Source organism: Rhodococcus sp. I2R (assembly GCF_020889545.1).
Taxonomy (GTDB): Bacteria; Actinomycetota; Actinomycetes; order Mycobacteriales; family Mycobacteriaceae; genus Rhodococcoides.
The window spans coordinates 53317-79196 of the sequence record NZ_JAHUTG010000021.1; the positions used below are offsets into that span (position 1 = coordinate 53317).

Sequence of the window (25880 nt, forward strand, 5' to 3'; positions counted from 1 at the left end):
CACCCTGCGCATCACCAGTCTCCTCTCGAAAAGGGAATACGCCATGTACTTGACTCAAGGCCTCCACCGATCCGTAGCAACCACCCCGGACCGGCCCGCGACGATTTTCGGTGATCGTGTGCGCACCTTCGCCGAACAGATCGACCGAGTCGCACGGCTGGCCGCCGGCCTGCAGTCGATCGGAGTGGCCAAGGATGACCGGGTCGCGATGCTGGCGTTCAACAGCGACCGCTACGCCGAGTACCTGCTCGCGGTGCCGTGGGCGGATGCAGTGCTCAACCCCGTCAACATTCGCTGGTCCCCTGTGGAGGTCGCATACGCCCTCAACGACTCGGACACGAAGGTGCTACTCGTCGACGACACCTTCGGCGCGATGGTCCCCGCCCTGCGCGATGCATGTCCCGGACTGGAATCGATCGTCTACTGCGGTGATGGTGAGACCCCCGCCGGCATGGTCTCCTACGACAAGCTCGTCGCCGACCACGAGCCGATTCCCGATGTGCGACGCAACGGAAGCGAGCTTGCCGGACTCTTCTACACCGGCGGCACCACCGGATTCCCTAAGGGCGTGATGCTCTCGCACGCCAACCTCATCACCTCGGGCCTCGGCACCGTGGCCACCGGCCAGCTGCTCGACGACGACTCCATCCTGTTGCATGCAGCACCGATGTTCCACCTCGCCGATCTCGCCGCTTGGGTGGGACAGGTCATGCTCGGTGGCACGCACGTGATGATTCCGTTCTTCGAACCCACCGCAGTCCTCGGCGCGATCGCGAAACACTCCATCACCGATGTGTTGCTCGTGCCCACCATGATTCAGATGCTCGTCGATCACCCCGCGCTGGCCGAGTACAACACCTCGTCGATGAGTCGTGTGCTGTACGGAGGATCGCCGATCTCGGCCGGAGTCCTCGAACGGACCCTCGCACGTCTTCCGGGTGTACGCCTCACCCAGGCGTACGGCATGACCGAACTCGCCCCGGTCGCATCCCTGCTCTGGCCCGAGCACCACGTCGGAGCACGCATCGGCTCGGCCGGTCGCGCTGCCCCGCACTCGGAAATCCGCATCGTCGGAGCGGACGGCGAGGAGCTGACCACCGGTGCCGTCGGTGAGATCTGCGTGCGCGGCGGCCATGTCATGCTCGGCTACTGGAACAAGCCCGAGGAGACCGCAGCCGCCATCCGCGACGGCTGGATGCACACCGGCGACGTGGGCTACCTCGACCCCGAGGGGTTCCTGTTCGTGGTCGACCGGCTCAAGGACATGATCATCACCGGTGGCGAGAACGTCTACAGCGCCGAGGTGGAAAGTGCACTGAGCCGACACCCCGCGGTGCTGGCCTGCGCAGTGATCGGTGTACCCGACGGCGAATGGGGCGAGCGAGTGCACGCGTGCGTGGTCCTCGCGGAGGGTGCCTCACCGACGGCCGAGGAGCTGCGCGAGCACACCCGGACCTACGTCGCCGGATACAAGGCTCCCCGCACCTTCGAGTTCCTGCCCGCACTGCCGATGAGCGGTGCCGGCAAGATCCTCAAGCGCGACCTTCGTGACGCACACGAAGCGAAAGACGGGCTCGGGATCTCACAGTGACGGTGCAGGCATCGGTGACCGGCGATCAGAGATCGGCGACGTTCGATTCGCTCGCACCGGCGGATGACGAATTCATCGCCACATTCACCGTCGACTCGGCGGAAACCGTCGCGGGTGTGCTCAGCACCGCACGAAGCGCTCAGCACGCGTGGTCGTCGATGCCACCCCGCACCCGCGCGCAGCATCTGAAAGCCTGGCGGCACGAGATTTGGTCTCGACGTGCCGAATTCGTGGATCTGATCCACCGGGAGAACGGCAAGCCCGCCGACGATGCGTTGCTCGAGATCGTGCTCACCCTCGAGCACATTGCCTGGGCCGAAAAGCACGCACCTCGGTTGCTGCGCACTCGGCGGGTCAACCCCGGCTTCCTGTTGGCGAACTACTCGGCGCTGGTCGATAAGGTCGCCCTCGGTGTGGTCGGAGTCATCGGGCCGTGGAACTACCCGCTCTACGCGCCCAACAGCGCGATCTCGGCAGCACTTGCTGCCGGCAACTGCGTTGTCTTCAAGCCCAGCGAGTACACCCCGGCGGTCGGGGCCAGGTACGTCAAGGCCTTCAGCGACGCCAATCCGGAACTACCCGCTGGCGTGCTGTCGCTGGTGACCGGTTTCGGTGAAACCGGTGCCGCGCTGTGCAGGGCTGGGGTCGACAAGATCGCGTTCACCGGCTCGAGTCGAACCGGATCGAAGATCATGGCGACGTGCGCCGAGACTCTCACACCGGTGGTGATGGAGTGCGGCGGCAAGGATCCGGTCGTCGTGGCGGCGGATGCCGATATCGCGGCGGCGGCCGAGGCCGTTGCCTGGGGCGCCTTCACCAACGGTGGCCAGACCTGCGTCGGCGTCGAACGGGTGTACGTCGAGCGCAGCATTGCCGCCGAGTTCACCGCCGCGCTCGTTGCGCACGCACGCGGCATCGAACCCGGTGTCCACGGTTCGGCCACATACGGACCGATGACGATGCCGTCACAGATCGAGATCGTCCGACGGCATCTCACCGATGCCGCCGATTCCGGTGGCCGCGCGCTGGTCGGCGGAGTGCATTCGATCGGTTCGCGATTCGTGGGTCCGACCGTGCTGGTGGAGACCCCCGAGAATTGCTCTGCGGTACGGGAGGAAACGTTCGGCCCGACGGTCACCGTGCGTGAGGTCGCCGACCTCGACGAGGCCATCGCGCTGTCGAACGACCACCGGTACGCGTTGGGGGCGTCGGTCTTCTCCCGCCACCACGGTTCCGAAATCGCGGAACAACTGGTGTGCGGTCAGGTGACCGTGAACTCCGTGATCGCCTTCGCCGGTATGGGTGCCGTTCCGATGGGCGGTGTCGGTGCCAGCGGGTTCGGACGCGTGCACGGTGACGAGGGATTCGCTGAATTCTGTCGAACACGCGGTCGCGTCAGAAAGCTCTTCGGCATTCCCGGGTTCGAACTGGTCACCCTGAAGCGCCGCCGATGGGTCATGCCGCTGATCGATCGCGCGCTCAGCCTTCGCCACCGTCGCTGATCGAGGGTGCCGCACTGGCCAGCAGCGGAACGATGTTGCGGCGCGCGAACGCAAGAAGATCGTCGTACGTGTCGAGAGGTGCTCCTGCCGAGGGTGTCAGCAGGATGGAATGAACGACACGTACGACGATCTCCGGCGCGTCAGGTATAGCGAAGCCCCCGAAGCCCGCCTCCCCGCCGGCGATGACCGTGGCAGCCGCGATCGCCGGCGCCAGCAGCGCGGAGGCGTTGATGGTCAGCTGCTCGAGCACGACCGGACTCTCGGAAGCGAACATTTCCAGCAGCACCGGATTGGTCCGCACGGAGTCGATCGTGGTCGCGAATCCGTGCGCCGTGCGGTCCGCACGTGTGCTCTGCTGCGATGCCGCGGTGGACACCGAGGCCAGCAACCTCGATGACTCCCTTGTCATGAGAGCCCGGATCAACTCGTCCTTCGACCCGATGCGCCGATAGACGGTCACCCGATTGATTCTGGCCCGCTTCGCCACGTCGCCGATGGTCGTGCGCGCGATCCCGACTTCACCGAAGAGCTCGAAGGCGGCGTCGAGTATCGGATCGTCGTCGGGATGCATCGAACGATGATAGCGGGGCGGCGAATGCAACATTGCAACATTATATGTTGCTATGTAACATTGGTCCAACCTCAGCTTCACCATTCGCAAAGAACGGAGTTCGGATGCCTCGAATCACGCCGGTCGACCCGAACCGACCACCCGCCACAGGCCAGACCTCGGGTACCCCCTACGAAAACGAGTCCTACGCCATCGTGGCGCGGGCCGTGAAGTTCGACTGGACGGATGTCCCCCTCCAGTACATTCCGGGTGAGTGGTACGCCACGCACTTCTGGAACGTGATGCACCTGGTTCTCCCCGAGGGAGAACGCGCGATGGCCGACGTCTTCGCCAGCGCACTCCCCCTCATCGACGACCGCAGGTTGCACGAGGAGGTCATCGGCTTCGTCGGCCAGGAAGCGACCCACGCATCCTCACACGAGAGCTTCCGCGAATACCTCGCCTCACACGGTGTGGATATCGAACCCATCCTGCGACGGATCCGCTTCGCCGTTGGCGTCGTGTTCGGAGATCACGGTCTGACCGGGCGGGCAGGCCGCGCCTGGCTGAACGAGCGACTCGGAATCTACGCAGCCGCAGAGCATTTCACGGCAGTAGTCGGCGAGTGGCTGCTCGACAACACCGAGTTCGATCAGATGGGCGTCGACCCGACGATGCTCGACCTACTGCGCTGGCATGGCGCCGAGGAACTCGAGCACCGCAACGTCGCGTTCGACGCCTTTCAGTACGTCGACGGCGGCAGCTTCCGACGTGCGCGAACTGCGGTAATTGCCAGCGGCGGACTGGCCGTGCTGTGGTTCACCACCGCCGCCTACCTGTACAAGAATTCGGTGGCCACACCTCGGCCCGCGGGGAAGTGGATGAAGCGAAAAATGCGCACGCCGTGGCCCCTCGCCTTCGCGAGAGCCTCGCACAAGCACCTCATCCCGGGACTGTCGTTCCTGTTCGTCCAGCTTGCGCTCTACATCCGTCCAGGATTCCACCCGTCCTCGATGGGCGATATCGACAAAGCCGTGCAGTACCTGGCGAAGTCTCCAGCGGCACTGGCTGCGCAGCAATGACAATCGACGGCACCACCCACAAGCCCATCTCGGTCGAGACCCGCACCCACCTCGGCGATATCACAGTGACGGCACCCGGCATCGGCCTGCGCGCCATCGGGGCCGCATCTCGGGTCTACGCCAAGCTCGTCGCCGAAGCGCCACTCGTGACTGCAATGTCGCCGGCGCGACCGCGCCGGGGGATCGGGTACGAGTTCGATACCGTCATCGACGAGATCACCGATGAGGCCGAGGACGTTCGCTCGCTCGTGTTGCGCCGCCGCGACAACGCGCCCCTCCCGTCCTGGCTACCCGGCGCCCACATCGACGTCACCACGCCTGCGGGAACCGAGCGACAGTACTCACTCACCGGGCGACCCGGCAGAGACGATCACTACCAAATCAGTGTTCGCAAGATCCCCGACGGAAAGGCTTCGAACGAGATCCACAGCCTCGAGGTCGGCGATTCCATTCGAGTACGCGGACCACGCAACGCCTTTCCAATGGCCGAGGCCGAGCACTACCTCTTCGTCGCGGCCGGAATCGGCATCACCCCGATCCGAGCGATGATCGAGCGCGCCGCCGCCGAGGGTGCCCGGTGGACCCTGTACTACCACGGGCGGTCGGTTGAGAGTATGCCGTTCGTCGCCGAACTCGAGCGACTGGCATTTTCCTCGCGCGGACGTCTCGTCATCAAATCGGACGATGTCGAAGGGTTACCTTCTTTGTCCGAGATAGTCGGCTACGCGAGCGGTTCCAGCGCGATGTATGTCTGCGGTCCGGTGGCCCTGACGTCAGCGCTCCGCGTCCAGGCGCGACGGACCAGCACCATCGCCGAGTTCCACGCCGAACTCTTCGCTCCCGCACCCGTCGTGGACGGCAAACCGTTCACACTGCAGTTGGCTGGTTCGGGAGAAACGATCACTGTCGGGGCACAGGAAACTGCCCTCGACGCGCTCCGTCGGACGAAGCCGGATCAGCCCTATTCGTGTCGGCAGGGCTTCTGTGGAGCATGTGTAGTCGGACTGGTGGAGGGTCGCGTCGACCACCGCGACCGTGTCCTCAGCGTCGACGAGAAACAGAACTCGCTCACCCTGTGCGTCTCACGTGGGGCGGCCGACGGCGAAGTCGTCGTCCTCGATCTGTAGAAGGAGTCGATTTCCATATGGTTGAACTTCGTACGACTGCAACAATTCCGGGTACCTCCCCCGCCACAGGCGATTCGGTGGTGCCGATGATCGACGTCGCGATCGTCGGGGCCGGGTTCGGCGGGCTCGGCGCCGCGATTCGACTCCAGCAGGAGGGGCGCAAGGACTTCCTCGTCTTCGAACGTGACGACGCGGTCGGTGGAACGTGGCACGTGAACACCTACCCCGGTGCTCAGTGCGATATTCCGTCGGCGCTGTACTCGTTTTCCTTCGCGCCGAATCCGGACTGGACCCGGCTCTACCCACTGCAGCCGGAGATCGAGGCCTACCTCAACGACTGCGCCGACAAGTTCGGTATCCGCGACCGGATCCGCTTCGGCCACGAGGTAGTGGACGCGAGCTGGAACGACGCGCAGTCGCGGTGGTTGGTGACGACCTCCAAGGGAACATGGTCGGCGCGCGTGCTCATCGGTGCTCTCGGGCCGTTCAGCGAACCGGCCCGACCCGAGATCGCCGGTTTGGACAGCTTCTCGGGGAGCGTCTTCCATTCGGCCCAGTGGGACCACGAGCATTCGGCGCAGGGCCGCCGTCTGGCTGTGATCGGCACCGGGGCCTCCGCCGTGCAGTTCGTGCCACGGCTCGCCCCCGAAGCTGCACACCTGACGCTGTTTCAGCGCACGCCGACTTGGATCCTGCCCCACCCCGACCGTCCGATCTCCGAATCGGGTCAACAGGTTCTACGTCGATTCCCGTTGGCGCAGCGGGCCATGCGCCGGACTTTCGACCTGTTCCAAGAGGCCATGGTGCCCGGGCTCATCAATCACCGTGCACTGCTCGCTCCCCTTGCGGCACTGGGACGCGTTCACCTTCGGCGGCAGGTCAAGGATCCGGTCCTCCGCGAAAAGCTGACCCCGCAATACACTTTCGGGTGCAAGCGCCCCACGTTCTCCAACGCGTTCTACCCCGCACTGTGTCGGGAGAACGTCACGGTCGAGACGACCGGCATCGACCGGATCGTGCCCGACGGGATCGTCACCACCGACGGACGCACGCACGAGGTCGACACGATCGTGCTGGGAACCGGCTTCACCATCGCCAAGCACTCGGGCTTCGCCCGCATCAAGGGACGCGGCGGCAAGTCACTGCGAGACGCCTGGCCGTCGGGAGAAATGTCGTCATACCGAGGCACCACCGTGCACGGTTTTCCGAACTTCTTCATGATTCTCGGCCCCAACTCGGTGGTGTACACCTCGCAGGTCATCACGATCGAGGCGCAGGTGAACTACGTACTCGAGGCGCTGCGCGTCATGGACGCCAAGTCCATTGCCACACTCGAGGTCAGCAGCGAGGCCCAGGCCGAGTTCAACGACTACACCGACGAGAAGCTTGCGGGTTCGGTGTGGAACTCCGGCGGTTGCAGCAGCTACTACCTCAGTCCATCGGGGCGCAACGTCACGTACTGGCCGGGCTCGGTGCGCAATTTCACGCACCGTATGTCCACGGTCGAGCTCGGGCACTACCGCTGCAGCACAGTGGAATCCGATAAGGTCACCGCACCCGCCTCGGACGAGGAACCGGCGCTGACGGAGACACGCGCATGAGCGGACACATTTCGTTACCCGGCAAGATTGCGCTCGTGACGGGCGGTGCCCGCGGAATCGGCGCCGCGACGGTGGAGAAGTTACTTGCCGCCGGCGCGTCAGTCGCGGTCGTCGATCGAGACATCCCGGAGCACACCCTCACCTCCGAGCGTGTTCTCCTCCTCTCGGCCGACGTCACGGATTACGAGGCGATGGTGGAGTGCGTCCGTAGAACGGTGGAGAAGTTCGGCGCACTCGACATCGTCATCGCCAACGCTGGAATCACCCCGCCGCCGTCGACCATCCGCACCATCGACCGCAACGTGTTCGACACCGTGATGGCAGTGAACTTCGGCGGAGTGCTCAACACCGTCCGCGCCTGCGCCGACGACATCGTCGCAGGCGGCGGTCACATCATGCTCGTGTCCTCCTGCGCCGCGTTCACCCCGGGAATGGGTGGCGCCCCGTACATGGTGAGCAAAGCCGCCGTCGAGCAGCTCGGACGTGCACTCCGGATCGAGTTGGCGGCAGTCGGAGCCACGGCCGGCCTCGCGTACTACGGCGTCGTGGACACCGAGCTGGCACGGGGAACACTCGACGAGAACCCACTCGGTGTGCGAATCGGCAAGTTGCTGCCATGGCCGCTGAACAGGCGCCTCTCCAGCGACCGGGCTGCGGAATTGCTCGTTCGTTCCGTGTGCGCGCGACGGGCACGTCTCATTGCCCCGGCCGTGTGGTTGCCGTACTTCTGGCTGCGCGGCATCCTCGATCCCGTGCTTGCGTGGAAGCTCACCCGAGACCGCACCGTCGCGAAAATCATGCGCGAGCTCGAAGAAACCGCAGCTCAGGATAGGATTCCCGGCCGCTGACGGACCTCACCGAGCTCCGCGGCTCGCTGTTTCGCTGTAATCGGCGATACCGTGCCCGCTGAGCTCGGGGACGACGATCTCGGTCGAGTTGCTGACGGCCGCGTCGAGCGAGGCTCGGATTGAATTCCTGACGCCATCGACTACATTTCGACCAGCGGCCAAACGTAAGGACACCGATGCCGGACTCCCGATCGCCCAGGTCAGTTACCGACGTCCTTCGAGCTCCCCGATTCTGGCTGGCACCGATTGTGGTCGTGTCCGCTCTGATGTCGCTGCTGGCAGCGCTCTATCTCGGCGGAATTCTCAACCCGCGCGAAAGTCTCAACAGCTATCCGATCGTGCTCGTCAACCAGGATCTCGGCGACGTGGTCGAGTCCGACGGCGAAACCCAGGAGCAGAACTTCGGCAACGACATCGCCGAGGGGCTGGTCGCGGGTATCGATGCCGATCAGATCGACCTGAAGCAAACAGGGCCTGCCGAGGCACAGCAACTGCTCGCCTCCGGTGAGGCCTATGGCTCCATCGTCATCCCGAGCGATTTCACCAAACGTGCCCTGATACTCGCGCGCGCCAGTGTCGTCGCGGGCGACGTCGACAAGCCCATCATCACGGTCAACACCAACCCTCGGGCGGGCGCGTTCAGTGTGTCTTTGACCCAGCAGATCGCCGAGACCGCACTCTCGGAGGTCAATTCGACTGTCGGCTCCGAACTGACCGCCCAGGTCGAAAGCCAACTCGAAGGGTCCGACACGATGCTCAGCGGGGCTTCCCGACTCGCGTTGGCCCAGCCGATAGACATCATCACCACTGCCTACGATCCACTGCCCGACGGAACCGGGGGCGGGTTGTCCGCCTTCTACTACGCGTTGCTGCTCGTCCTCGCAGGCTTCACCGGCGCGACGATCGTCAACGCCCTGGTCGACGGACTCCTGGGCTTCACGCCCACAGAGTTCGGTCCGCGCGTGATCTACCGCGGGGCCACGCGTATCAGTCGGACGGGCACGCTCGCCGTGAAATGGGCGATCATGCTGGTGGTGGCCGCGATCGTATCCGCTCTCTATCTGTGGATCAGTGCATCGTTGGGAATGCCCTCACCGAATTCGCTGGGCCTTTATCTGTACAGCGCGTTCGCGATCACCGCAGTGGGCGTGACGGCGCTGTCGGTGATGTCCGTATTCGGCACCGCCGGGTTGCTGATCAACCTCATCGTGTTCATCGTCCTGGCTCTGCCTTCCTCCGGCGGAACGGTGCCCTTGGAAGCGTCGCCGGGAATCTACAGTTGGCTCGCTCAGTTCGAGCCCATGCACCAGATCTTCCTCGGCACCCGGGCCATCCTCTATTTCCACGGAAGACCGGACGCCGGACTGCTACAGGCCGTCACCATGACCGGAGTGGGACTGTTGATCGGACTCGCCTTGGGACTGGTGTTCACCCGGGTCTACGACCGCAAGGGCCTCGACCGGGCAACTGCAGAATAGTTCCGGGCAGGAAGCAGATTTCGACAACTTCTCCGCAGTTACAACAAGTCCGCGCGCGTACAACGGAAGCTTGGGTTACGAACACTCGGCCGGGTTGTAAGGAGCCCGCGCTTCCGACGGGCCCTTGGGTTCGGCGAGTACCGGATCGCAGACGTGAGCGGGTGACTTATAGTCGAGCGACGTCCACGATGGGGAGTTCGATTGACAATTTCGAAGCGGGTCCACGCGTTCGGCGACGATGCCCTCGGCGACCTCGACGCAACAGGCGTCGCATCCGCGATCGAATCCGGCGACATCAGTGCGGTCGAGGCCGTCGATGCCGCCATCGCACGTGCCGGTGCGGTCAATGCTCGCCTCAATGCCATCGAAACACCCGATTTCGACCGTGCACGCCTTCGCGCCCACAGTCCGGGCGTTGGCGTCTTCGCCGGGGTCCCGACCTTCGTCAAGGACAACACCGACGTCGCGGGGTTACCGACCGATCACGGTTCGCTTGCAATCAATTCCACTCCCGCACACAGCAATGCCGGCTTCACCGATCAGCTGCTCTCGACAGGGCTGATCAGCCTCGGCAAGTCGACGATGCCCGAGTTCGGGTTCAACGCCAGCACCGAGTTCGAGACGCTCCCGCCTACCTGCAATCCCTGGAACACCGAATTCTCCTCCGGCGCCTCGTCCGGCGGATCCGCGGCACTCGTCGCCGCGGGCGTGGTACCCATCGCGCACGCGAATGACGGAGGCGGCTCGATACGCATCCCCGCGGCCACGTGCGGACTCGTCGGACTCAAGCCCACACGTGGCCGTGAGATATTCGACGCCCACGCCTCGAGTATGCCGGTGAACATCGTGTCCAACGGAGTGCTCACCCGAACTGTGCGCGATACAGCTGCGTTCCTCGCGCAGGTCGAGCGGTACCGCCCAGCGCCGCAGCTTCGGCCGGTCGGACTCGTCGAGGGCCCCGCGAAGCGACGGTTGCGCATCGGCCTCGTGATGCGGTCACTACCGGGTATACCCGTCGACGAGGACACCCGGAAGGCAGTCGAGAACACCGCACGCATCCTTGCCGACCTCGGACACAGTGTTCGGGAGATCGGACTGCCGTTGCCCGAGAAGGAACTGTTGGCGTTTCAGGACGACTTTCAGCACTACTGGAGTCTGCTGGGCTTCGCGGTCCAGAACTTCGGGAAGTGGACGTTGGACCCGAGCTTCGACCGATCCCAGACCGACGCCTTGACTCGTGGTCTGTCGAAGAGGTTCATCCGGAACTTCTGGAAAACGCCACAGACGATCCGACGGTTGCGCCGATCGGAAGCCAACTACCACCGCGCGTTCGCCGACCTGGACATCATGGTGTCGCCGGTTCTCGCGCACACGACACCGAGGCTCGGACACCTCTCCCCCGCGAACGGGTTCGACGTGCTCTTTCCCCGGTTGCTCGCCTATGTCGCTTTCACGCCGCTGAACAATGCGTCGGGTGGCCCCGCGATCTCGATGCCGCTGGGCTGCACCGCGGACGGGTTACCGATCGGCATCCAGTTGTCCGCCGATCATGGCAACGAAACGGCGCTGCTGGAAGTGGCGTTCGAACTCGAAGCGGCACAGCCATTTCGGCGGATCACCGACGTCGACTAGCGTTGCACCGGGGCGTTCGAAGCCAGAAACTCCAGCTGGTCGGCCACGACCTGCTCGAAAAGTGGTTCGATGTACAAATCGAAATGACCTGCGTCGATAATGGTCCCTCGCGGAATTCGGTCCGCCGCCGTACGAGCAGGCCAACCCGTCTTGATCGGTGATCAAGATAAGCTTCGACAATGCCTCGGAATCGACGACCCCGTCAACGGGAAGAGAAGCGCGAGGAGATCGTCTCGGCTGCTCGCATCCTGTTCCTCGAACGTGGATACGAGGAAGTCTCGCTCGCACGCATCGCCAGCGCAGCCGGAGTGACATCGACGACGATCTACTGGTACTTCACCGACAAGGACGAGCTACTCGTCGCAGTGTTGGACGTCGTCCTCGCCGAATCGCTCCAACGTTGGACCGACCTCGCAGAGCTCGATCTGGCCGACAAACTGGTGTGGGTTACTGCGGAGCTGAAGGGGATGGGTCGGCTGGTCGATACAGTGCACAACCGTCGCCTGTCATCTCGAGCAGTCGACACCTGGCACGAGAATTTCCATTCCATGGCCGATGCACTCACCCGTGCCGAGCTGCCAGCCGATATGCCCACTACCGATGCCGAAGCACACTGTCAGATCATCACCTTCGTCGTCGAAGGTCTGCTGACCCACGATCACGACCCGGCTACAGCTCGATCCATCATCGACACGCTCGTTCAGGGCATCGTCAGGAGCCAGTGATCGATTCCGATGCCAAGGATCCACCGATGCTCGCGAGGTAGCGTGCGGTGGTTGCAACCACTACCTTTCGGTCGGCAGCGTAACCGCTCAGAAACCACGTCATCGCCGTGTGACTGATCCCGCCGACTGCAGCAGTCGCGAGAATTGCAGGATCCACATCGTTTTCCGCCTCGACCGCGACGCCCATTCCTCGAAGGTGCGCGAGCATCAGTTCGGAGAAGCTGGTCATAGCCGCGAGATACTCTCGCTCGACCCGAGGACTCACTCCGAGCACTTCCGTCCACACCACTCTCGCGAGCAGCGGATCCTCCATGACGCGAAAGAACGCGTCGAGACCCCGAGCGGCCACGCGCTCGACGTCATCGCCACTTTCCACCTGCGACATGGCGGCCACGGTTTCGGTCGTGAGGCGCCTCATACATTCGCCATAGACCGCGAGCAGGAGATCCTCTGTCCCAGCGAAGTACTGGTAGAAATGGCGATCCGCGATCTTGGCCTCCCGACAGAGCCCGCGGACCGTGGCGCTTCGATACCCGGTATCGCCGAAGAGAAGTAGCCCCGCATCCAGTAGCTGGCGGCGCCGGCGGCCGTCCCGTTCGACGGCGCTCACGCCCCCGTACGCGCGTCCAGCAGCTCTCGCGGAGCCCTCGCTCACGTCCGGCGTCCGTCGAGTTCGGCGGTCAGCCGGGCGATCTCGGCATCGCGTTCGAGAATGATGTCGGACAGGGGATTGATGATGCCGCGCAGTAGGGAGTAAGGAATCCACCGTCCTGGAACTTGGATGCGCGCAGCGCGACGCTCGATTCCACGGACGGTGGCACGTGCGAGCTTTTCCGTCGAGATCGGGCGCCGAATCGGCGCCGGGAATGCGCGTGCGACGAGAGCGGTCGCGATCTCGTCGCCACCGAAGGCGACGTCGGCGATCGGAGTCGACACCCATCCAGGGTAGAGAACACCCGCGGTTGCGTCGGTGCCCGCCAACTCCGCCCGCAGCGCTCGACCCAGTTGCTCGACTGCGGCCTTGGACGCCGCGTACGGGGCGTTGGCCATTCCGTTGACATACGCGTAGGTAGATGCGGTCAGCAGGATGTAGCCGCCGGAGTCGACGATGTGTGGCAACGACGCGCGCACTGTATTCCAGACACCGGTGAGATTGACTCCGATGACACGTTCGAACACCCCGTCGTCGACCGATCGAATAGTGGAAGCCCTGGCGCCGCTCGATATACCTGCATTGGCGATGACGATATCGAGCCGTCCGAACTGTTCTATTGCGGTGGCGACCGCATTGTCGAGTTGCTCCCTACTCGTCACGTCGGCGCGAACGATGGCAACTCTGCTGTGACTCAATTGCGCCGACACACGTTCGAGGTCGGCGGCGGGCACGTCCACCAGCACGATGGAAGCGCCGCGCCGATGTAGTGCCGCAGCGACAGCCGCACCGATACCGCCGCCCGCTCCCGTGATCAGAACGACCTTGTCCAAACGATCCTTCATACTGGCATCACGTCTTTGTCGGTTGCGTCGGTCGCTGTCATATGGATGTCGTGCTCCTCGGCGCGAAAGCGTTTGGCCCAGCGGCGGAAAGTGAAGCTGAACCCGGGAAACATAGCTACGACGTGGCCGGAGCGGGACTGATACCAGCTGTGGCAGCCGCCGTCCTTCCACACCGTGCCTTCCATCTCACGGTGGATCTTGTCGGTGTATGCCTGTTCCGCAGCCGAAGTGACCTCCACCGCGACGGCGCCTGCATCACGCACGGCGTCGAGTGCCCGGACGATGTACTCCATCTGCGCCTCGATCAAGAAGATCGCCGAGGTGTGTCCGATGCCCGTGTTGGGACCGGTGACAACGAAGAGGTTGGGGAAGCCCGGAACGGTTGTTCCGAGATAGGCCCGCGGGTACGGGTCCCACACATCCGACAGCGCGCGTCCGTCGCGCCCGATGACCGGATACGAGATCACCCCGTCGGTGGCGTCGTACCCGGTGGACCACACCAGCAGATCGACCTCGACGTGCTCCCCGGTGGCGGTCACGATGCCGGTTTCGGTGATCTCGGATATGCCGTCGTTCTTGTCGTGCAAGGTCACGTTGGACGCACCGAGGGCCGGAAAGAGTGTGTTGGACAGAATTACTCGCTTGCAACCGAGTGCATAGTCCGGGGTGAGCTTGGTGCGTAGATCCGGATCGGGAACCTGCCGGCGCAGGTGTTTCACGGCCTCGTTCTCGGCGACGAGTTTCAGTGCACGACGCGAGTACTTGAACCCGATGATGCGGGTCTCGAGGCTCCAGTAGATCGCAGCGCGGACCAGCCTTCGGATCGGTTCGAAACGCAGCAACTTGCGCTGGAGAGCGGTGAACTCGCGATCGTGCCTGGGAATCACCCAGTGCGGGGTGCGTTGGAAGACATGCAGTTCCGACACGTCGGGCTGAATTGCCGGGATTACCTGAGCGGCGCTGGCCCCGCTACCGACGATGGCCACACGCTTACCTGTGTGGTCGAAATCCACGTTCCAGTCGTTCGTGTGAAACGTCTTCCCCGCGAACCTGTCCCGGCCGGGGAACGGCGGAATTACCGGCGTGCTCAAGGGCCCTGAGGCATTGACGACGAACCGTCCATGCAGCACGCCCTGAGATGTGCTGATCTCCCAGTGGTCGCCCCGCCACTCGATCCTCTCGACCTCGGTGTTCGGACGTGCGCGGCCGGGGAGTTCGTTGGACCGAAGCACATGCTCGGTGTACCGCTCCAACTCTTCTTGCTCGGCGAACATCCTGGTCCACTCGAACGGCTCGGAGGCAATCGAGTACAGCGGGCTCTGCACGTCGACGGCAGCGCCGGGATATCGATTCTGCTTCCACGTTCCACCGAGGAACGGCCTGCGCTCGAGCATGACGAAATCGTCGATACCGCGCGCAAGCAGCGCTTTCGCAGCGCACTGACCGCCGAACCCGCTTCCGATGATGACAACGGTGTAGATGCCGCACCCCCCATGAACAAGCCACGTCGGTCGGTGACGGGCGTCACCACCCTAAAGCGATGACGTCTGATTCCGCAATAGGAGCCATCGCCGACCAGCCGACCGACGCGATCTGCGAAGCCGGGGTATCTTTCGAAGGTCGGCACTGACGTACGCCCGAGATCGGCGACTCTGCCGCGCACAGGCTGTGCATCAGCTGCTAGTGGAGGCGGTATGGCAAAGAAACCTTCTACTCGATCGATGTATCGAGACGGCGTCGGAAGCCTTGCGTTGATTGCGGGCATCGTTGCCGTCGTGTGCGCCTTCGTCCCCTTCATAGGGGACTTCATTGCGATTCCAGCCGGTGTGGTCGCGGTGGCGTGTGGGTGGGTCGGCCTGAACCGGGCGGTCGACGGCACGGCGACCAACGGCCGTGAGGCCATGCTCGGCGCAGCCCTGGGTGGTGTGGCGTTGTTCGTCGTTTTCCTGGTCTTCGCTGCCTCGTACAGTTGAGACAACCAGCTTCGAACCCTTGACCTGGGTCGTTGGCAGCGATGCCGGCGAGCGACTGGTCCGCGGCCCGGCGCAGGAAGTCGTTGCCTTTGATACGAGTCGACGGTTCACTCGTGGCCGTACCGATACGATCACCGCATGCGACGTATCGCGGGATCGGTCCTTGCCCTGGGCATCGGGTTGTCCGGATGGTCAGTGCCATTGACCGGATGGTCCGTGCCGGCCGCGCACGCGGACGTTGCGGTCGGTACGCCCGGGCTGGACCCTGTGCTGGCCGCCGCCTACATCTTGGCCGAACAGCAGGCCCACACGGAAGGGGTTCCGCTGTCGATCACTTCGGGTTACCGCACGCCAGCGGAGCAGCAGGAGCTGTGGGAGGACGGCATCCGGACCTACGGCAGCCCCGATGCGGCGCGCCACTGGGTGCTACCGCCGGAGGCATCGAGCCACGTCCATGGCCGGGCCCTCGATGTCGGTCCGCAGCAGGGCGCCCAGTGGCTGGAGGCACGCGGTAACCAGTGGGGGCTGTGCCGGACGTACGACAACGAATGGTGGCATTTCGAATTGGCCACCGTACCCGGCGGCACCTGCCCGCCCCGGTTGCCGGACGCCAGTCAGCGATAGCCCTGGGCGGCGCGAGCCGGCCGCTTTCGCAATCGCCCCGAAATCGTGGCGCGCCGCGATGGGCGCCAATGCGTAGTCGTTGCCCCCCCCCGTCGCACGACCGGGTCCTCCAGCGTCGTTCGGACGTCGCGAAGATCAACTTCGGCGACGCCACAATTGACTGTTCATCGCCGGGGCCGGGGTCAGCCGGTGTTGGCAACGTTCTTGTGGTCGGGCCCTACCTCAGCCGATCAACGGGAACCTGCGGGCGTGGGCGAGCTCGTTCAGGGCTTGCTGCATTCGCTCGGTGACGAGTTCATACCCAGCCTCGGGGTCGAGATCGGCTCCGATCTCCGCGCGGAGATCGATCGGCGACAGGACCTCGACGGTAATCTTCGCCGGCAGCGGTACCCGGCCCGGAACGTCGAGCACGGTCACGCCCCATGGCGGCGCGATCTGCACCGGGACGACGTCGAGCCGCAGCAGCCGGTGCAGGTGCAGCAGCCGCGCGACGCGTTCGCCCTGCCCAAGGAACAGCGCTGTCTCCTGGCCACCGATCGCCACGACCGGGACGATCGGGATGTCCAGTTGCAGCGCGAGCCGCACGAACCCGGTCCGGTGGGCGAAATCTATGTCCGCGGAATGCCATGTCGCTCGGTAGGTCTCATGATCGCCACCCGGATACACAAGCAGCGCCGCGTCCCGCGCGAGCGCCCGCCGCATGTTCTCCGGCGAGGCCGGCACCGTCCCATACGGGACAACTAGGGCACGCACACCAGGGACCTTGAAGACGAGATCATGGGCAAGTTGGTAGAAGATCCGTTCGGCGCCGAAGTGGTCACAGAACGCTTGCGTGAATACGAATGTGTCGGCGATGAGCGTCCCGCCGGAGTGGTTACCGACGAGCAGCACCGGACCTCGCGCCGGCACGTTGTCCATCCCCCGCACCTCGCCTCGGAAGTAGATGTCGGACAACGCGCGAAGCGCCGGCAGCGTCCGCCGGATGTACTCGGGGTCGCGAAGGTCGAAGGGGTCCTCGGCCGACCGCCGGCTGATCAGGCGACGTGGATCCACGACGCCTGCGAGATCCGCAGACGCGGCACCAAGCATCCGAGCGGCCCCTACCGCCGGACCCGGTACACCGCCGACGAAGCGTGCGATAGACCCGCGAAGACTCATCTTCACAACCTAGTCGCGCGCATCGGCGCGCCAGCGGCAAATCGATACACCGCGACGATTACAAACCAACCCGCGAACTGCATAGATATCCACGCGAGTATTCGACTTTCGGCAGCTCCGGGAAATGGCGGGCGCCCGAACGAGCGACCATCCATAGGGACACCAACAGGCCTCGTGACGCCCTCTGTTGACACCCGACGGCCCGCTTCGCGATGGAACATGCCATTACGGCCACCGGACGATCCTTGGGGCGTCCGCCCTGAGGGCCTCCGGCTCGGTCGGGCGAGCTTCAGTCGTCCTTGGCCCAGCTGGCGGTAAAGGTTACTGTCACGTTGTCCGCGACCTTGACCGAACCCAGGAACAGCGAGTACGGCTTGACGCCGAATTCGCTCTGGCAGACGACGGCTTCACACGACACCCGCCATGCGTCGCCGAGGCCCTCGGTATGCAGATCGACAGTCTGCGGCCGGGTCAATCCGTGAATGTCGAGCGACCCGGTGAGTCGATAGCCGTCGTCAATCTTCTCGATGGAATCCGTGTGAAAGGTAATGGCGGGAAATCGGTCCGCATCGAGCGCGCCCAGCGCGTTCGACCGCGCCAGCGCCTTTTCGGGCCCGGACAGCGACTTCACACCCCCGTCACCCCGCAGCACGTCGAGCGACGACACCTCGACGGTCAGTTCCGCAGCGACGGGACCGTCCCCGTCCCAGGACACCGTAGCTTCCCATGCCTTCATGGCGATCGTCAGGTTGTGACCCAGCTTCGCCGCCCGGCCGGTGACACCAGTATGCAGAAGCAACTCGCCAACGGAGGCGTCCAAATTCCAGCATGTGGCATTCATGAGTCGACTGTATCCGCCCCGCTCACGCGCGCGGACATACGGAACCACCCGAATCCGCCAAAGTGTTTGAGCAAGTCCAACTCCGACAGTGCGTGACTGGGCGGGCAATCACTTGTCTATCGAACCCGAAGACAACGAGGTCAATTCGGTACGCCCACGCAAAGGAGAACGCGGCCATGAATGAGGGTCGGCGGCCTCCCGACAAGCTAGACACATCAGCCACAAGGGCCAGATGGTTGACGGTGCGGTAACTATGGTTGCTGTACTTGAATTTGCCGTCGTATCCCAGTTGATCGACGATCGACCATGATTGCAGTGCCTGCAGTTATGAGACACGTCGTCGCGGCGTACACCGCGAAGACCGTGTAGTTCGATGAGAACGTCTCGCGCAGGCTCGGTGCCGTCCCGCCAATCAATGCAACGGCAACGGCGTAGGGCAGACCGTTGCCCACCCCGCGCACCGATCGCGGAAACAGGGCGCTGATAACCGCGGGCAATGCAGCACACAGACCCGCCAAGGCAACCGTTGCCAGCGACGTGCCGACCAGGTACATCGCCAGTGTCGCCGACGGCCGGGTCAGATACAGCACAGGCAGCGCGAACACTGCGTTGGCGACGGCGGACGCGGCGTACAGCCCGGTGCGGGATCGGTGCCGCATCAGCACTCCGGCGCAGATCACCAGTCCAGCGAAACCGACCGTTTGCACGAGAGATACTGCGACCATGGTTGATTCGCCAACGCTCAGATGCGTGACCGCATAGGGAACGGTGCCGGCGACCCAGATGTTGTAGGACAGAGTGGTGCCGACGGTGAGCGCGCAGACTGCCGCCATCCGAGCCAGTATCGCCGAATGCCGGAGATTCGGCGCGGTGCCCGCCTCCTCGGATCGTGGTAGAGCGGCGTCGATGCCGTGGGCCGCGGCTATCGCCAGTGCCGCACCCGCCACCGCCCCGACCGCGTAGGGAATCCGCCACCCCCACCCGGCCATCTGCTCATGGCCGATCATGGCAATCATCAGCAGGGTGACCGTCAGCGACACCACTTTTCCGCACGCGGCCATCGTGTAGATCAGCGCCGACGGGTCCAGTCTCCGCCCGACAGGGTGCATCTCGTACATGTGTGCGTTGACCACCGCGGCCTGTCCGCCGTGTGCGGCACCCAGAACCACTCGGAAGATCAACAACAGCAGCGGCGCGGCCCAGGCCACTCCGTCTATCGCGGGTGTGATGGCCATTCCGGTAGTCGCGCCGGCCCCGGTCCACAATGAGGTTACGAACGCCGTTGTGCGGCCTCGTCGATCAGCGATACTCCCGAGTATGTAGGCCCCCACGGGCCGGGATACGAACCCGGCGGCAAAGATTGCGAGGCCGGCGGTCATCCCGGATTCACTATCACGGAACAGCTCGCTGGTCATGTATGGGAGCAGCGTGAGGAACGTCACCCAGTCGTAGCCCTCTACTGCCATCCCCGCCGCGGCGACGGCAACCGGTCGTCGCTTCGGTGTCATCAGATCACTATGCGGGCCGAATACCGAATCGACACGGCAGCAACACATGACGTGTGCCACTGGCGAGCGCCTGTGTGAAGACCCACCCGTGAACCGGCGATGTGACTCCACTCGCAGTTGGTCCTCGGGCGCGACGGAATTCGTTGCGCGCGCTAAGCTACCCACAGTCCGAACAGAGTCGCTTGAGAGCCCCTTGCTTACAAGCCCGAGACCTGCCGGATCGCTTGAGACAAATCGCAGACGTGACTGGTGCCGTGCGGTGCCCAGCAAGACCTCTCGTCTGTGTTTCCGTCCGAACCTTCAGCAAGGGGCTCGCCGTGACATCTACTCTTTACGCTCAACTTTCCCATTCGACCCTGGTCCCGCGCGAACACGTGCACCGCGACGCACTGTCGGAGGTCTACCTCACCGACATCATCTGCGATCGGTACCCCAACTTTCGCGTCGGCATTCATCTCCCGAAGTCGCACAGCTACTACAGCGATCACGTAGGGCCCGCCGCCGGCCGATACGACCCGTTGCTCGTCCTGGAGTGCTTCCGGCAGGCGTCAATCTTGATCGCCCATCGCCACGTGGGAGTCGAGTTCGACCAGTCCTTCATTTTCAATGCCGGTGCCTTCACCGTCGTTTCGGATGACGCGATGACGGTAACGCCCGCCCCTGGCAACGGTGAGCTGAGTGCGGTGATCGGCGGCGAGAAGGTCCGCGACACCACGATCATCGGCATCACACTCGATATGACGGTCACACTTGCCGGGATGACTGCGGTCACCATGACCATGTCGATTCAATGGATGCCGAAATCTGTCTGGGCTCGGGTCCGAGCCTCGGGACGGGCAAAGCTGGGACTGGCTGAATATTGCAGCGGCATAGAACCTTTGCCGGGACGCCACCCCCACCGGCAGGTCGGTGCGCACCAGCCAGAGGCCCTCGGCCGTAGCCTGAGTCGCAATGTTGTCGGTGCTGCACGCCACGTCTCGGGCGGTTTCGACATCGATGTATTCGTCGACCAGCATCACCCGATCATCGGTGCCGACGAGTACTTCGGACTCAGTGCACGCCGTCTCCGAATACGTTCTCTGTCTGCGACATTCACCCGCTTCGGTGAGATCGACCTACAGACCAATGCGCTTGTCCGGCCGCAGACGGACACCTGCGACCAGGGTGTCGGCTTCGACGTGGACATCACGCAGGAAGGCGTGGTCATCGCGTCGTGTGGAGTGCTCTTCGCCCGGTCGTACGCTTCTAGCCACGTGGCGGTCGCGCCATGACCGCCTCAGCACGCGTCGGCACCGTCCCGCCGGTCGCCGCCGCGCCGCGATACACGACGGTTTTCCTGGACTTCGGAGGCGTGCTCTCGCCCCCGATCGAAGACCTGTTCGTAGACTACGAACGCAAGACCGGTATCAGCCCGGCCGATCTCAAAGCCGCGATGGCGGGCGTCGCCGACGGCCTCGGCGTCGACGTGCTCGCTCCCGTCGAACTCGGCCTACTGACCGAGGCCGAGTGGGTAGATCGTATGCACCGATGGCTCACATCCCGAGGGATCGACGTCTCGCGGGCAGAGACCGACTTCGGTCGCCAGTGGTTCGCAGGCCACCAGGTCAACACGACGATGCGCAACCTGGTCTACGAGCTGAAGGCGCAGGGCTACCGAGTCGGGATTCTCACCAACAACGTCCGTGAGTGGGAAGCCCACTGGCGCCCGATGGTCGGACTCGACGACGACGTCGACGTCGACGCGATCATCGACTCCTACGACGTCGGGTGTCGCAAACCAGAGCCGGAAATCTTCGCGATCTCCGAGACCCGGATCGGGGCCGCCCCTGGAACCGCCGTCCTCATCGACGATCTCGAGTCCAACTGTGCTGCCGCACGCAGATCCGGTTGGGGAGCAATTCGCTTCGTCGACAACGATCAGACCCTCGCCGACCTCGCCGCGCTCCTAGGCGCAGACCACGGCGCCATCGCAGACAGGGAGACCAGCGCATGACCGCACCCGCGTCGTCCTCAACAGCCACATCGACCGCCAGACCCAACCTCCTCCTGGCGGCAATCCTGCTCGGTGTCGTCGTCGTACCCACCGGTGTGTCCGGAACCGGTGTGGCGCTGCCGCACATCGCTGCCGATCTCGGCTCCAATCCGGCACTGCTGCAGTGGGTCGTCAACGGTTTCAATCTCACCTTCGCAGTGTTCAGCCTGGTCGCCGGATCGATCGCCGATCACCTCGGCCGCCGCCGCGGCCTGGTCCTGGGCGGCGCGCTGTTCGCCGGGGCGGCGGTCCTCAGCGCTGTCGCACCGTCGTTGCTACTGCTCGACATCGGTCGAGCGCTCGCCGGCGTCGGGGCCGCGATCATCTTCGCCTGCTCAGGAGCGCTGTTGGCCATCACCTTCGACGGCGCTGCCGCGGCGCGGTCGTTCGCGCTGTTCGGCACCGCCGCGGGAGTGGGACTCGGTCTCGGGCCGACGATCTCCTCGACCGCCATCGCGCTGGTGGGTTGGTCGGGCATCTTCTGGTTCAACGCCGTCGTCATCGCGGTGTCGACAGCCCTGGTCATCGCATCGAAAGTGCACGACACGCCTGCTCAGTCCACCGGTCGACTGGACTACCCCGGTGCGGTCGCCTTCGCCGCGTCACTCACGCTTGTGATTGCAGCTATCGTGCAGTCAGATTCGTGGGGATGGCACTCGCCAGCGACACTCGGCACCCTGATCGCCGGGATGGTGCTGTTCGCGACGTTCATCCGGATCGAACTCACCACAGCTCACCCGTTGCTCGACCTGACGTTGCTGCAATCATCCCGGCTCGTCGGTCTGCTCGCCGTCCCCGTCGCCGGTGCAGTCGGCTTCGTCACGCTGCTCACCTACTACCCGACGTTCCTGTCGACGGTATGGCAGCTGGGCACCGGGACCGTAGGACTGGTGATGCTGATCATGACCGTGCCGGTCATCGTCGGCCCGCTCATCGCCGGGGCCATGCACACCCGTCGCGTACCGGTATGGGTGATCCTCGGTGGCAGCGTCTTGTTGTTCGTTGCCGGTGCGGCCGCGCTCACCCTGGTCGGTACCGAGCAGAGCATCGGCACCATCGTCGTCCCGTTCCTGTTGCTCGGCCTGGGGTTCGGGTTGGGCGTCGGGCTGGTGGACGGCCAGGCGATCGGATCGGTACCTGCCGACAAGTCGGGAATGGTGTCAGGTCTGGTGTCCACGGTGCGCCTCGGTAGCGAGGCCGTCGTCGTCGCGGTGTTTGCCAGCGCGCTGACTGCGGGCGTCGGTGGTCAGGTCCGCGACCGCCTGCCGGCCGCCCTGGGACCCGGTGAGCGGGAGAGCATCGTAGACAAGGTCGTCACCGGTGAGATCGGAGGCATCGACAGCTCCGTGGATACCGGTCTGCTGCGAGCCGCGTTCGCCGACGGATTCACCCCGTTGCTCTGGGTGCTCGCCGCCCTGTCTCTCGTCCTCGCCGTGGCCGTCATACTCCTGCTGCGGCGCCCCGTCGATACCCCGACGACACCTACCGCAGCCGCCCCGGTCCTCGATGCCGATACCGCTCTCGATCCCGAGGAGATTCCGCAATGACTCAGACCATCCATCGCCCCGGCGGGACATCGACAACTCCACTGGTCACCGACATCCCGAATCTCGACACCCCGCCGCCATACGTCCGCGAACTCGCCAGCGACGACGGGCATCAGAGGATTGAGCTGCCCAGTGGGCACAGCGCGATCTGCCTGACGTCCTACGAGGACGTCAAGACGTTGATGCTCGACCGGACCGCCAGCCGCACGCTGTGCAATGTCGACGGCGGCCCGTCGTTCATGCCCACCAACTGGGCACCCGAGGTGCTCATCAATCTCGACGCCCCGGTGCACGGTGTAGTCAGAGAGTTCGTGTCCCACGAGTTCGGTCGACGGATTCAGCTTGCTCGTCGCGACGAGATACCTCTCATCGTCGACTCGTGGGTCGAGCTGTACGGCTGGGTGCAGGAACTCGTCGCCGACGACTCCGAACACGACGACACCGGACTTCTCGCCACCTACAAGCGCCGGGCCCGGCAGCCGGAATTCGCCGCCGTCGTCGACACCCTCATCAGCGGGACCGTCATGAGGATCGTCCTCGGAGGGGACAACAACGTCGCGACGATGCTCGGCAAAACCCTGTATGCCTCACTGGCGCATCGTGATCTGTATTCGCAGGTGGTCGACGATCCTTCCCTGGTACCGGACCTGGTGGAGGAGATCATGCGCCTCATGCCGCTTGGAACGCCGGGGTCGTTCCCGCGTGAACTCACCCGGCCTCTCAACACCACGGCCGGTCCGCTTCCGGTCGGGGAGATCGTCTACCCACACATCAACGCGGCCAACCGCGATCCGGCGGTGTTCGACGCACCGTTGGAAATCCGGCTGGATCGCCCGCGTGGTCGGCATCTGCAATACGGGTACGGCATGCATCGGTGCATGGGGTCGGCGCTGGCGCAGACGGAGTTGATCGCGATACTCACCCGGGTCGTCACGCGCTACCCCGACCTGGCTCTGCGTGTGGATCCGTCGGACGTCGAATGGGATCTAGGAACCGGACTGCGGCGACCTGCCGTTCTGCCGGTGGATCTCGGTGTGAGAGGAATTGTGTAGATGTATGACGTGATCGTGGTCGGCGGTGGGCCGGTGGGGATGCTGATCGCCAACGAGTTGGCGCTGCATGACATCTCGGCGGTGGTACTGGAGAGTCGCGATGCCGTGAACGAGTACCCCAAGGCGGGGACCTATCACGCGCGCGCCATCGCGACCCTCGCGCGCAGACAGGTCGTCGCCGTCCCACGCCGCACCAACGATCACACGACCATCTCCTCGGAGCTGTTCCAGTTCGCGGGATACCCGTGGCTGACGCTGCGATCGCGAACCATCGACGGGCCGGTCATGATGGGCATCGCCCAGGCCGAACTCGAACGCGCGATCGCAGCGAAGGCTGCCACACATGGTGCACAGGTAATCCGGGGTATCACGGTCACCTCCGTGGAACAGTCCGCAGACCACGCAGTCGTCATCGCGTATGACTCCGATGGTGCCGAGCAACGGTACGCTGCGCGCTACGTGGTCGGTGCCGACGGCGGCCGCAGCGCGGTGCTGCGCTCGGGCCGGTTCACAACGACCGAATACGCACCGACAATGCGCGCGATCCTAGGCCTCGCGCAGTTGCCGCACCCCGAGCATCTCCGTGGAGGATGGAACCACACCGACGCCGGGTGGACGCTGCTCAACCTGAACCGCTACGGACACAGCCGGATAATCGTGTTCGAGTTCGACGGTCCCGCCGCCGACCGGCATGCACCGGTCACACCGGAGGAGTTCGGAGCCGCGATCGACCGCGTGGTCGGGTCACACGTCGAGCTCGAGTCGCCGCACTACCTCAATAGGTTCAGCGACTTCAGCCGGATCGTGCACGACTACCGAGACGGTCGACTATTCCTGGTCGGCGACGCTGCCCACATCCACTACCCGCTCGGTGGGCAGGGCCTCAACACCGGAATCTCCGACGCGGTCAACCTCGGATGGAAGCTCGCCGCCGTGGTGACCGGTGCCGCAGACGACACCCTGCTCGACAGCTACTCCGCCGAACGTCAACCTGTTGGCCAGTGGGTCATCGACAACACTCGTGTCCAGTCGGCGATCATGAATCCAGATCCGGCCCAGGACCCACTGCGTCGAATGGTCTCGCAGATGCTGTGCAACAAAGACACCCACGACTGGCTAGGCGACAAGATCAACGGTCACTCCCTGCGCCACGACATCCCCGGACCATCGGAAAGCGAGCTCGACGGGTCGTTCCTACCCGACCACGAAATCGATGTCGACGGCACACGGACGACCGTGTCGGAGCTGCTCGCCCGCGGCCGAATCGTGATACTTGTCAGTGCGCAAGCACGTGCGGCCATCGCCGAGACGGCAGCCATCCCGTTCACCGACACCGTCGTCGCCCAGGGATTGCCAAAGCTGTACCCAGAGATCGTCGTCGTCCGACCGGACGGGTACGTCGCGTGGGCCGGCGAAAGTTCGCAGGTCGCACAGATGCGCAAGGTTTTGGAGGGCCATTTCGCCCTGCGCTGGATGCAGGATCACTGATACCGTTGCCGCCCGTTGCCGATT

23 protein-coding genes are annotated in these 25880 nt (G+C 64.3%); 16 read left to right on the plus strand and 7 right to left on the minus strand.

The window, feature by feature from the left end; genetic code table 11:
* The first annotated feature begins 43 nt into the window (after positions 1 to 43).
* Both KVY23_RS19390 and KVY23_RS19395 read left to right on the plus strand, forming a co-directional pair.
* Positions 44 to 1591 carry a long-chain fatty acid--CoA ligase gene (locus tag KVY23_RS19390; RefSeq protein WP_230557909.1) on the plus strand — a complete coding sequence of 516 codons (1548 nt, stop codon included), beginning with the start codon at positions 44 to 46 and terminating at the stop codon, positions 1589 to 1591.
* Positions 1588 to 3093: an aldehyde dehydrogenase family protein gene (locus KVY23_RS19395; RefSeq protein WP_230557872.1), complete on the plus strand. Its 1506-nt coding sequence runs from the start codon at positions 1588 to 1590 to the stop codon at positions 3091 to 3093. Before KVY23_RS19390 ends, KVY23_RS19395 begins: the two co-directional genes overlap by 4 nt.
* Here the strand turns inward: KVY23_RS19395 and KVY23_RS19400 are convergent.
* Positions 3071 to 3664, minus strand: a complete 594-nt coding sequence (locus tag KVY23_RS19400; protein ID WP_206508967.1) for a TetR/AcrR family transcriptional regulator — start codon at positions 3662 to 3664, stop codon at positions 3071 to 3073. The genes KVY23_RS19395 and KVY23_RS19400 overlap by 23 nt on opposite strands.
* Positions 3665 to 3768: 104 nt before the next feature.
* Between KVY23_RS19400 and KVY23_RS19405 the strand changes: the two genes are divergently transcribed.
* The 7 genes from KVY23_RS19405 to KVY23_RS19435 all read left to right on the plus strand — a co-directional run bounded on the left by KVY23_RS19405 (position 3769) and on the right by KVY23_RS19435 (position 12136).
* Positions 3769 to 4725, plus strand: a complete 957-nt coding sequence (locus KVY23_RS19405) for a metal-dependent hydrolase (RefSeq protein WP_230557873.1) — start codon at positions 3769 to 3771, stop codon at positions 4723 to 4725.
* On the plus strand, positions 4722 to 5852 hold the full coding sequence (locus tag KVY23_RS19410) for a PDR/VanB family oxidoreductase (protein WP_230557874.1): 1131 nt from the start codon (positions 4722 to 4724) through the stop codon (positions 5850 to 5852). The genes KVY23_RS19405 and KVY23_RS19410 overlap by 4 nt, the downstream gene beginning before the upstream one ends.
* 17 nt (positions 5853 to 5869) lie before the next feature.
* Positions 5870 to 7453 carry an NAD(P)/FAD-dependent oxidoreductase gene (locus KVY23_RS19415; RefSeq protein WP_230557875.1) on the plus strand — a complete coding sequence of 528 codons (1584 nt, stop codon included), beginning with the start codon at positions 5870 to 5872 and terminating at the stop codon, positions 7451 to 7453.
* The gene (locus tag KVY23_RS19420; RefSeq protein WP_230557876.1) at positions 7450 to 8301 is read left to right on the plus strand and encodes an SDR family NAD(P)-dependent oxidoreductase; all 852 of its coding nucleotides are present in this window, start codon (positions 7450 to 7452) and stop codon (positions 8299 to 8301) included. Before KVY23_RS19415 ends, KVY23_RS19420 begins: the two co-directional genes overlap by 4 nt.
* A 176-nt stretch (positions 8302 to 8477) precedes the next feature.
* A complete protein-coding gene (locus tag KVY23_RS19425; RefSeq protein WP_230557877.1) occupies positions 8478 to 9779 on the plus strand; it encodes a YhgE/Pip domain-containing protein in 1302 nt (433 codons plus the stop codon).
* A gap of 201 nt (positions 9780 to 9980) precedes the next feature.
* On the plus strand, positions 9981 to 11411 hold the full coding sequence (locus KVY23_RS19430) for an amidase (protein ID WP_230557878.1): 1431 nt from the start codon (positions 9981 to 9983) through the stop codon (positions 11409 to 11411).
* Between the two features lie 179 nt (positions 11412 to 11590).
* Positions 11591 to 12136 carry a TetR/AcrR family transcriptional regulator gene (locus tag KVY23_RS19435; protein ID WP_230557879.1) on the plus strand — a complete coding sequence of 182 codons (546 nt, stop codon included), beginning with the start codon at positions 11591 to 11593 and terminating at the stop codon, positions 12134 to 12136.
* Here KVY23_RS19435 and KVY23_RS19440 read toward each other — a convergent pair.
* Genes KVY23_RS19440 through KVY23_RS19450 form a run of 3 tightly spaced genes read right to left on the minus strand, consistent with a single transcriptional unit; the run spans position 12123 to position 15114 of the window.
* Positions 12123 to 12791, minus strand: coding sequence for a TetR/AcrR family transcriptional regulator (locus KVY23_RS19440; protein ID WP_230557880.1), 669 nt, complete (start codon positions 12789 to 12791; stop codon positions 12123 to 12125). The genes KVY23_RS19435 and KVY23_RS19440 overlap by 14 nt on opposite strands.
* A complete protein-coding gene (locus KVY23_RS19445) occupies positions 12788 to 13633 on the minus strand; it encodes an SDR family NAD(P)-dependent oxidoreductase (protein ID WP_230557881.1) in 846 nt (281 codons plus the stop codon). Before KVY23_RS19445 ends, KVY23_RS19440 begins: the two co-directional genes overlap by 4 nt.
* Positions 13630 to 15114, minus strand: coding sequence for an NAD(P)/FAD-dependent oxidoreductase (locus tag KVY23_RS19450; RefSeq protein ID WP_230557910.1), 1485 nt, complete (start codon positions 15112 to 15114; stop codon positions 13630 to 13632). The genes KVY23_RS19445 and KVY23_RS19450 overlap by 4 nt, the downstream gene beginning before the upstream one ends.
* 213 nt (positions 15115 to 15327) lie before the next feature.
* Between KVY23_RS19450 and KVY23_RS19455 the strand changes: the two genes are divergently transcribed.
* A complete protein-coding gene (locus KVY23_RS19455; RefSeq protein WP_075838907.1) occupies positions 15328 to 15606 on the plus strand; it encodes a hypothetical protein in 279 nt (92 codons plus the stop codon).
* A gap of 138 nt (positions 15607 to 15744) precedes the next feature.
* On the plus strand, positions 15745 to 16230 hold the full coding sequence (locus KVY23_RS19460) for a M15 family metallopeptidase (RefSeq protein ID WP_230557882.1): 486 nt from the start codon (positions 15745 to 15747) through the stop codon (positions 16228 to 16230).
* A gap of 222 nt (positions 16231 to 16452) precedes the next feature.
* Here the strand turns inward: KVY23_RS19460 and KVY23_RS19465 are convergent, their stop codons facing one another.
* The 3 genes from KVY23_RS19465 to KVY23_RS19475 all read right to left on the minus strand — a co-directional run bounded on the left by KVY23_RS19465 (position 16453) and on the right by KVY23_RS19475 (position 19737).
* A complete protein-coding gene (locus KVY23_RS19465) occupies positions 16453 to 17388 on the minus strand; it encodes a lysophospholipid acyltransferase family protein (protein WP_230557883.1) in 936 nt (311 codons plus the stop codon).
* A gap of 289 nt (positions 17389 to 17677) precedes the next feature.
* On the minus strand, positions 17678 to 18229 hold the full coding sequence (locus KVY23_RS19470; RefSeq protein WP_230557884.1) for a YceI family protein: 552 nt from the start codon (positions 18227 to 18229) through the stop codon (positions 17678 to 17680).
* 251 nt (positions 18230 to 18480) lie between these two features.
* Positions 18481 to 19737, minus strand: coding sequence for an MFS transporter (locus KVY23_RS19475; RefSeq protein ID WP_230557885.1), 1257 nt, complete (start codon positions 19735 to 19737; stop codon positions 18481 to 18483).
* Between the two features lie 317 nt (positions 19738 to 20054).
* On the opposite strand from KVY23_RS19475, the gene KVY23_RS19480 reads away from it, so the two are divergent.
* From KVY23_RS19480 to KVY23_RS19500, 5 genes are read left to right on the plus strand one after another with little or no spacing between them, the layout of a single operon-like run.
* A complete protein-coding gene (locus KVY23_RS19480) occupies positions 20055 to 21008 on the plus strand; it encodes an AfsA-related hotdog domain-containing protein (protein ID WP_230557886.1) in 954 nt (317 codons plus the stop codon).
* Positions 21005 to 21730 (plus strand): HAD-IA family hydrolase, encoded by a 726-nt coding sequence (locus KVY23_RS19485; RefSeq protein ID WP_230557887.1) that lies wholly within the window; start codon positions 21005 to 21007, stop codon positions 21728 to 21730. Before KVY23_RS19480 ends, KVY23_RS19485 begins: the two co-directional genes overlap by 4 nt.
* Positions 21727 to 23316: an MFS transporter gene (locus KVY23_RS19490; protein WP_230557888.1), complete on the plus strand. Its 1590-nt coding sequence runs from the start codon at positions 21727 to 21729 to the stop codon at positions 23314 to 23316. Before KVY23_RS19485 ends, KVY23_RS19490 begins: the two co-directional genes overlap by 4 nt.
* A complete protein-coding gene (locus KVY23_RS19495) occupies positions 23313 to 24368 on the plus strand; it encodes a cytochrome P450 (protein WP_230557889.1) in 1056 nt (351 codons plus the stop codon). Before KVY23_RS19490 ends, KVY23_RS19495 begins: the two co-directional genes overlap by 4 nt.
* Positions 24369 to 25856, plus strand: coding sequence for an FAD-dependent monooxygenase (locus tag KVY23_RS19500; RefSeq protein ID WP_230557890.1), 1488 nt, complete (start codon positions 24369 to 24371; stop codon positions 25854 to 25856).
* The last annotated feature ends 24 nt before the right edge of the window (positions 25857 to 25880 follow it).